Raw genomic sequence first — 7257 nt, 5'->3', positions numbered from 1 at the left:
TTATTAATTTATAAAACTTATTAATTATTGAGTAAATTAAATTAATAATTTCATATTATTTAGTAAAGACAATTAAATAATATATTTTTTAAAATAATTTAGTAGATATTCATAATTTAATCTTAAGAAAATAGTGAGAAAGCTGTATCTTAAACATCACATCGCTATCCTCCCTACATTAAAAACTAGTCTTTACTAATTTATTAATTTAAGTTTTTGAGAGCTATTTATAGATTGAGCCTAAGGCTTTTTAAAGAGACTGGTTCTGAAATGACTTATCAGTAAGAATGAATGAAAAACAAACATAAACACATAAAAATTTAATGAATGGTCATATTTTTTTATGAATAAATTCGGGTCTAATTATAGCAAAGGCGTTAAAATATAAAACTTTAATTACTGCGACCAACCTACGAGTCCAATAAAGATGAAGAAAAAGATATTGTTTACAGGAAGTATATTGCTGACTTCTCTATCTGCCTCAGCTACACCATTAAAGTTACCTGATGACTGGACGCAAAATACTCAGCCATTCCAAATTACTGAAAATATATACTATGTAGGTACTCACGGTCTTGGAACCTATTTATTGACCTCTGATCATCAAGCTTTATTGATAGATACAGGTCTTCCGGAAAATACAGAGCAAATAGAGCAGAATATTAAAAAATTGGGTTTTAAGTTATCAGATGTAAAAATTATGGTTACAAGCCATGCTCATTGGGACCATGTAGGTGCACTTGCCCGCATTAAACAAGACACTGGCGCCAAATTAATTGCTATGCAGCAGGATGTTAAGGCTTTAGAAATAGGAAAACCAATAGGTGAAAACACCTTCCAAAGTATTCCTTTTACTCCAGTTAAAGTTGATAAAGTCATTCACGATGGAGAAGTCGTTAAACTAGGGAAATTAAAACTAAAAGCTACTCTTACCCCAGGCCATACTCCGGGTTGTACAACTTGGTCAACTGAAGTTAAATCTAATGGTAAGAACCTAAATGTTGTTTTCCCTTGCAGTCTCTCTGTTGCTGGCAATGTTTTACAAAATAATCATCAATATCCAAATATTGTAGAAGATTATCGTCAGAGTTTTAAGCGTTTAAAAAATATGAAAGCAGACATTGTGCTTACTAGCCATCCAGAAGTTGCAGATGTTATGGGAAATAAAGCGCGCAAAGATGCAGGTCAAGTTAATGCATTTATTCAACCAGAAAAACTTTCTGCTATTGTAAAAGATGCAGAAATGGCATTTGAAAAATCATTAGTTAGTAGTAAGCCGTAAATGTAAAATAGTACTATTTATATTTAATATAAATTTAAAAGCCCTGATTGTGCAGGGCTTTTTTAGAAACTTTAATATCATCACTCTTCAACATTTTCTTTTTGGATATATATCCAATCAAAAAATATATTTTTGGTTAAACTTGATATTGATCCGCTTTCAAATTGGGTTGATCTACAAGTAATTCAATAAAAGATGGGATTGAATTAGTATTAAGTAAATACGGATTAAACTCATCAACATGATGATGAAAAAAGAAATCTTTTATTTTCGTATTTATAGGCGCAAATTTCATACTCCAATGTTTAAATAACCGCTGTTCGGACGGTTCCAAAAAGATGATTTCGCAGTTTTGATGTCTCGAATCTTTCAAAATTGATTTATAAAATAGCGTCTCAACTTGTTCTTTCTCCCCTTCTAAGTATTGTAAGAAGTATCCATTACCATAATAAAGCACACCAGTAATGTCATTTTGAGAGTTGAATTTAACTGCTTCTGTGAGGATATCAATTAAATCTTGTTTTATTTGACTATGTTCACTATTGGTTTTACTTGCATACATAAAGCCTATTAAACTCATAGCGATAACTCGAAGATAAATGTCAACGTGCATTCTGACACTTAGATATAAGCCTTACAATGCAACCTACTTAAAACCTTGTATTTCAAGAGTAAAGATTATTATCATTTTGAAAGTGACAAACTTTAACAAGCAGAAATGTTTTGTAAATGAATGCCAACCTAACCAATTAACCAGAAAATCTTATTTCAAGTACACTTAAAACCTGTTTTTTAATTTGTGGCGGTCTAATGGAGAACCATGAAATTATTCTTCAAGACGAACACCATAAACAGCTTAAGATTGTCAAAGTTCAAGATGTTCGTTTTGATACTCATACACTGAACCATAGCTACCAATGGTTATGGGTATTTGATCATAGCTCAGAGTTTTTTCCATTTGAGCTGTGGGATCAACTCGACAGTGCAACCGTCCATCAAAAAATAAAGCTGAATAATCAGGTCTTTAAGATTATTAAGATTTTGACAAAGAAAACCAAATTAAGATATTCGTGATCAAAACTTTCTTTAACTAATTTTAATTAATAGAGAAGCTCCCGAAAGTGAGCTTTTCAAAACTTTGTCTAGTGTAAAATTATTAATTTAGCGTACGTAACCATGGTGTAACCATTAAGCCAGTGAGAGCTCCTTCTGGACTTAAAAAACCATTAACTGATTGTCCCTACAGCACACAGCTGCTTAATCAGACGATAAAGAAAATTTTATTTATAGGAATTTTCATCAAAAATATTCCGTAATAATAATTTTAAAGCAGTTAATGATTCTTAGTTCAATTAAGAAAAAACCCACTTAATAATGAGTGGGTTTAATCAAAACTTAATGAATATTAACTTTAATTAACTCATTGGCGTAGAGATTTTTAATCTCTTATTTCATTCGAGTTAGTCTTAAGTTAAAGTCAGATGGAAGTAAGATTCGATATTCGATCTCTGCCCCAGGTTTGACTTCTGTTTCTTGAGAAGTTGCAATATTAGGACACATCCCTGCACCAGTTTCTAATCTAAAAATATAATATTTAGGCTCAAGATAAATTGTAGCTATTTCATTTGAGCGAATTGAAAATACCTTTTCATTATTAACATAAATATCATGAGTACAGCCAGAACCCAAAAAACCTTTATCTCTTAAGAACGTAACTTTTGCTTGTTCAGGAGTGTGTTTCTTTAAATAGTTCTGATTATACACTCTCTCATTAGGTATTGGTTTCGCTGTATTTGAAACAACAGGACTTGTTGAACACCCAATTAAACTCAAAACTAATCCTAAAAAAATAATCTTTTTCATGAAATTATCCACTTTAATAATGTGTAAAATTTAACATTTCAGATCTTGTTCATTAATTTTACGGATTTTGCGCAAGTGTATTCGCTCAGTTGAACCGAACTTTAGCTTTTTATACCATTTAGGAAAGTTAAAACTGCCATTTCAACACGTTCATCTATTTGACTATCAGTAACTATTTCACCAGATATAATTTTAAATTGTAGATCTGAGATGAGCATATCGCAAAATAAAGCACCCATGACTTTCGGTTTTGAAACTTTTATCTCCCCAACCTCAGCCCTTTTCATTAAAAGTTCTGCTGCTAAGTTATATGCACTAACTGGACCTAATTGTACAAATGTTTTTGCAAACTCTGGATAACGAGTCACTTCTGAAAGTACCAGTTTCTGTAAAGCAATTACGCGAGAAGATAAAAGTACTGATAAAAATATTCTTCCAAAAGAAGTAAGAGCTTGCTCAATTGAGCCACCATCTACTGGCAAGACTTTTAGTGGATCAAGTACTTGCTGGCACACATCCGCAATCACACTCCTAAAAAGCCCCTCCTTATCTCCAAACTGAGCATATAGATCTCTTTTAGACCCCCCGATCTTGGAAATAATTAAATTAATAGAAACTCTTGAGTAACCATACTCTAGAAAAAGATCACCTACTGTTTGAATTATAAGGCGATTTTTATTATCAATTTGATTGGTTTTGGTACTTTCACTTATCACAATTCTTTCCTACAAAATAAAAGGCGTGCCATGGTTATTGACATTACCATGTACAAAAGTATGATGGTAACGATCGTTACCATCAACTCTATATAGGAATAATCTTCTTATGGCATCCTTAATTCATAATACTTTATCAAGTAATTACACATTAGTTATTGGGCGAATAGTTTTATCTTCATTCTTTTTAATCGCTGGTATTTTTGGTGTGTTTAACTTTGATACTGTTGTTAATGAAATGATTGGAGCAAATTTACCACTTCCTGAATTATTTGCTTTTGCAACTATAGCCATTCAACTTATAGGATCAATTCTACTTATTTCAAATTTTGCAGGGCTTACATGGTTAGGTGCAGGAATACTAGCCATTTTCACTTTACTTTGTATTCCTATTGGACATCCTTTTTGGAAATTAGCTGAACCACAAAGAACTCAGGATTTCCAAATTGTATTAGAACATATTGCTTTAAGTGGTGGGCTTCTATTAGCAGCAATAGCCACCAAGAAATAAGTTGAGATAATCAAAAACTCAAAATCTTTTGTGTTACATAAATAGTGAGTTCTGTCTTCACAGGGCTCTTTAATAGAGACTCCGAATAATCCTCTTCCTCAAAAAATTCTGTGCCATTATGACTATTACCATTTACTAGAGATTGTAAATTAATATAAAAATTTTGCTCTACTATCTTTATCGGATTAGGCAGGAGTTATTTTTACATTTCAGTTTTTAAAGTAGGCATTGGCGGTAAAAAATCTGATTTTATCAGTTGATCTGTATCATAGAGTTCTAAACTCACAGGACCTGCGGCATATGGAGCCAATTCGTAAAGCTGAAAATCAAATGTAATCCCGCCTGATTGATTAATATAGAAATTTTCACTTACTTTAAAGTCTTCTTTACTAATATAAGGCTGCATATCTTTTTCTTGACACCAATATCCGTATTGTTTCCACAATTCTTCTTTAAGCGCATTCATCTTTCCATTGATAACAATATCTTTTAATTCAATGCGTTTTTTACTTTTTAAGTCAAAAATATAATCTTCAAAAGTTGCTATACCATGAGCCCCGCCAGAATATTCTGAACTTACTTTCGAAATTTGCACATATTGGCCAAACTGTCCATTAAAGCGATAAACCACATTCTGTGACCAGTTATTAAACCCTTCAGCTTGGGTTTGATTTAGTTGCTTTTGCTTTTCTGAAGGAGGTGTAAGAGCATCTGCATAATCTTTACGGATTTCCTTATCGATTACTTGATCAATCCATTCAATATTACTTTTAAGTGCAATCGCTTCTTTAGAGGTACATACAATTCCATCAACATCTGGATTTGGAGCACAAATTTTGGGTTGTTGAAACTTCACAAGAAAATTACGTACTAGCATAGCAGGAATTATATTTTCTTCTTTTGGGGGCTGTTCAGTTGCTTTTATAGTAGAGGTTTTTTCCATTTTTTCTGTTGGTCTTTCCTCTGCTTTTTTTATACATCCACTCAATACAAGTGGTACTACCATTAAGCCAAGAATAGTTTTATTCATCAATTATACACTTACATAATTTATTTATCTTTTAAATTAAATTTTAAAGAATTTAAAAATTCATAGATATATTAATTGAAATTAAAATGACTATATATGTTGATATTTTTTGAAAATAAATTTTGAAAAAATAATATTTATTTAATACAATGGTGAAGTAAGATATTGATAAGAAAACAAAATATGATGTGGATTAAATTTATATTGTATCCTTTGGGGATGTTTGTACTGTGGCAAACTATTTTCCTAATTGAACAAGTTTCCTTAGAAAGCTTAAATGCACCAAAATTACTTATGACTATAATTACACTCATTATAAATTGGGGAATGCAAATTTTGATTGGATATAAAATTCCTCAATTAGCCCCAAAACATAAATTTATAGCGAGTACTACATATATTCTCTTTCTTACATTCATGATCACCATCTATTCTATAACTATACTATTAGAAGGTTTTAAGGTTGCTCCCCAAAAAATATGGATGGGCTGCCTATTTTTTCATGTAATTGGCATGTTCATGTATTTTGCAAATAATAGAGATGACTTTTGTTGGGACAACTTACTAAAGTAGTTCAGAGGTGGTCCCACATGTTTGAACAACTAAAAGCTTATTTATAAGTGATACTCTGCTCTAGTTAAGCTACCTTATTTTGTTGTGGTAGCTGGTCATAGTAAAACTCATCTGGAGTCATTTTGTCCAGACTCGAATGAGGTCGTTTCAAATTATAAAATTCAAAATATGCGTTTAATTGCTTCTTCGCATCCAAAACATTGCTGTAGGCTTTGAGATACACCTCTTCATATTTAACGCTCCGCCATAATCGTTCAACCATCACATTATCAACCCATCGACCTTTACCATCCATGCTGATTTGGATGTCATTTGATTTCAATACATCAATAAATGCATCACTGGTAAACTGACTGCCTTGGTCTGTATTAAATATTTCAGGTCGACCATATTTTTCAATAGCTTCATTTAATGTTTCTATGCAAAATGTAACCTCCATACTAATCGATACTCTATGCGCAAGTACCTTGCGGCTATGCCAATCAATCACAGCACATAAATAAACAAAGCCTTTTGCCATAGGGATATACGTTATATCCGTAGACCACACTTGATTACTGCGCTGAATAGCCAATCCTTTGAGCAGATATGGATATTTGCGGTGAGCTTGATTAGCCTGGCTTAAATTTGGTTTGCAATATAACGCATTAATGCCCATTTTCTTCATTAAAGTACGTGTATGACGTCGTCCTATATGATGTCCTTGACGATTCAACAAATCACGCATCATACGGCTACCTGCAAAAGGGTATTGCATATGTAACTCATCCATACACCGCATCAGCTTCAGATCTGATGCACTCACAGGTTTTGGGCGATAGTAATAACAACCACGGGAGACTTTCAGCAGCTGAGCTTGCTTAGATACTGAAATCTGAAGTGAGTCATCGATTAACTTTTGTGGTTGAAGCGGCCCAGTTTCTTCAACACACCTTCTAAAAAATCAATTTCTAATGCCTGCTCACCGATTTTTGCATGTAGTTTTTTTAGATCGATGGGTGGTTCTGTTGGAGCTTTTGATTGATCGAAAGCTTGCGAGGAAGCTGAAATCAGTTGATTTTTCCAGTCGATAATTTGGTTTTGATGAACATCAAATTCAGCACTCAATTCAGCAAGTGTTTTTTCTGCTTTAATCGCAGCAAGTGCTACCTTAGCTTTAAAATCATTTGAATGATTTCTTCTTGGTCTACGTGCCATAAAATACTCCATATATTGATGTTTATAACATCATTTGGGGAGCAAAATATCACTTATAAGTGTTGTTCAAATTTCCTGATCCACC

At 32.5% G+C, this 7257-nt stretch carries 9 protein-coding genes; 4 read left to right on the top strand and 5 right to left on the bottom strand.

What is annotated here, in order from left to right; genetic code table 11:
- Window positions 1-427: 427 nt before the first annotated feature.
- Window positions 428-1282, top strand: a complete 855-nt coding sequence (gene bla / locus J576_RS19040; RefSeq protein WP_006580921.1) for a putative subclass B3 metallo-beta-lactamase — start codon at window positions 428-430, stop codon at window positions 1280-1282.
- A 136-nt stretch (window positions 1283-1418) separates the two neighbouring features.
- Here bla and J576_RS19035 read toward each other — a convergent pair whose 3' ends face one another.
- Window positions 1419-1862 (bottom strand): BLUF domain-containing protein, encoded by a 444-nt coding sequence (locus J576_RS19035; RefSeq protein ID WP_004708845.1) that lies wholly within the window; start codon window positions 1860-1862, stop codon window positions 1419-1421.
- A 230-nt stretch (window positions 1863-2092) separates the two neighbouring features.
- On the opposite strand from J576_RS19035, the gene J576_RS19030 reads away from it, so the two are divergent.
- Window positions 2093-2356 (top strand): hypothetical protein, encoded by a 264-nt coding sequence (locus J576_RS19030; protein WP_002049812.1) that lies wholly within the window; start codon window positions 2093-2095, stop codon window positions 2354-2356.
- A 372-nt stretch (window positions 2357-2728) separates the two neighbouring features.
- On the opposite strand, the gene J576_RS19025 is transcribed toward J576_RS19030, so the two are convergent.
- A complete protein-coding gene (locus tag J576_RS19025) occupies window positions 2729-3145 on the bottom strand; it encodes a hypothetical protein (RefSeq protein ID WP_002050243.1) in 417 nt (138 codons plus the stop codon).
- A 101-nt stretch (window positions 3146-3246) separates the two neighbouring features.
- Window positions 3247-3861: a TetR/AcrR family transcriptional regulator gene (locus tag J576_RS19020; protein ID WP_033855738.1), complete on the bottom strand. Its 615-nt coding sequence runs from the start codon at window positions 3859-3861 to the stop codon at window positions 3247-3249.
- Window positions 3862-3970: 109 nt separating this feature from the next.
- On the opposite strand from J576_RS19020, the gene J576_RS19015 reads away from it, so the two are divergent.
- Window positions 3971-4372: a DoxX family protein gene (locus tag J576_RS19015; protein ID WP_000157576.1), complete on the top strand. Its 402-nt coding sequence runs from the start codon at window positions 3971-3973 to the stop codon at window positions 4370-4372.
- A 202-nt stretch (window positions 4373-4574) separates the two neighbouring features.
- On the opposite strand, the gene J576_RS19010 is transcribed toward J576_RS19015, so the two are convergent.
- Window positions 4575-5402 carry an RsiV family protein gene (locus J576_RS19010; protein ID WP_002050151.1) on the bottom strand — a complete coding sequence of 276 codons (828 nt, stop codon included), beginning with the start codon at window positions 5400-5402 and terminating at the stop codon, window positions 4575-4577.
- A 183-nt stretch (window positions 5403-5585) separates the two neighbouring features.
- Between J576_RS19010 and J576_RS20530 the strand changes: the two genes are divergently transcribed.
- A complete protein-coding gene (locus J576_RS20530; protein ID WP_025467827.1) occupies window positions 5586-5975 on the top strand; it encodes a hypothetical protein in 390 nt (129 codons plus the stop codon).
- A gap of 64 nt (window positions 5976-6039) precedes the next feature.
- On the opposite strand, the gene J576_RS19990 is transcribed toward J576_RS20530, so the two are convergent.
- Window positions 6040-7184, bottom strand: a protein-coding gene (locus J576_RS19990) for an IS3 family transposase (protein ID WP_085944219.1) whose coding sequence is annotated in 2 segments (ribosomal slippage) — window positions 6040-6920 and window positions 6920-7184 — 1146 coding nt in all. Because the reading frame shifts where the segments join, the coding sequence is not laid out codon by codon here.
- Window positions 7185-7257: the final 73 nt, after the last annotated feature.

Source organism: Acinetobacter sp. 766875 (genome assembly GCF_000582055.1).
GTDB lineage: Bacteria > Pseudomonadota > Gammaproteobacteria > Pseudomonadales > Moraxellaceae > Acinetobacter > Acinetobacter nosocomialis.
Note: the sequence above shows the minus strand (reverse complement) of the source record. Positions and strands in the feature narration are given on the sequence as shown.

Bases quoted from the DNA above. Each gene is read 5' to 3' on its own strand.
- bla (WP_006580921.1), top strand. From the start codon at position 428: ATGAAGAAAAAGATATTGTTTACAGGAAGTATATTGCTGACTTCTCTA.
- J576_RS19035 (WP_004708845.1), bottom strand. From the start codon at position 1,862: ATGAGTTTAATAGGCTTTATGTATGCAAGTAAAACCAATAGTGAACAT.
- J576_RS19030 (WP_002049812.1), top strand. From the start codon at position 2,093: ATGGAGAACCATGAAATTATTCTTCAAGACGAACACCATAAACAGCTT.
- J576_RS19025 (WP_002050243.1), bottom strand. From the start codon at position 3,145: ATGAAAAAGATTATTTTTTTAGGATTAGTTTTGAGTTTAATTGGGTGT.
- J576_RS19015 (WP_000157576.1), top strand. From the start codon at position 3,971: ATGGCATCCTTAATTCATAATACTTTATCAAGTAATTACACATTAGTT.
- J576_RS19010 (WP_002050151.1), bottom strand. From the start codon at position 5,402: ATGAATAAAACTATTCTTGGCTTAATGGTAGTACCACTTGTATTGAGT.
- J576_RS20530 (WP_025467827.1), top strand. From the start codon at position 5,586: ATGATGTGGATTAAATTTATATTGTATCCTTTGGGGATGTTTGTACTG.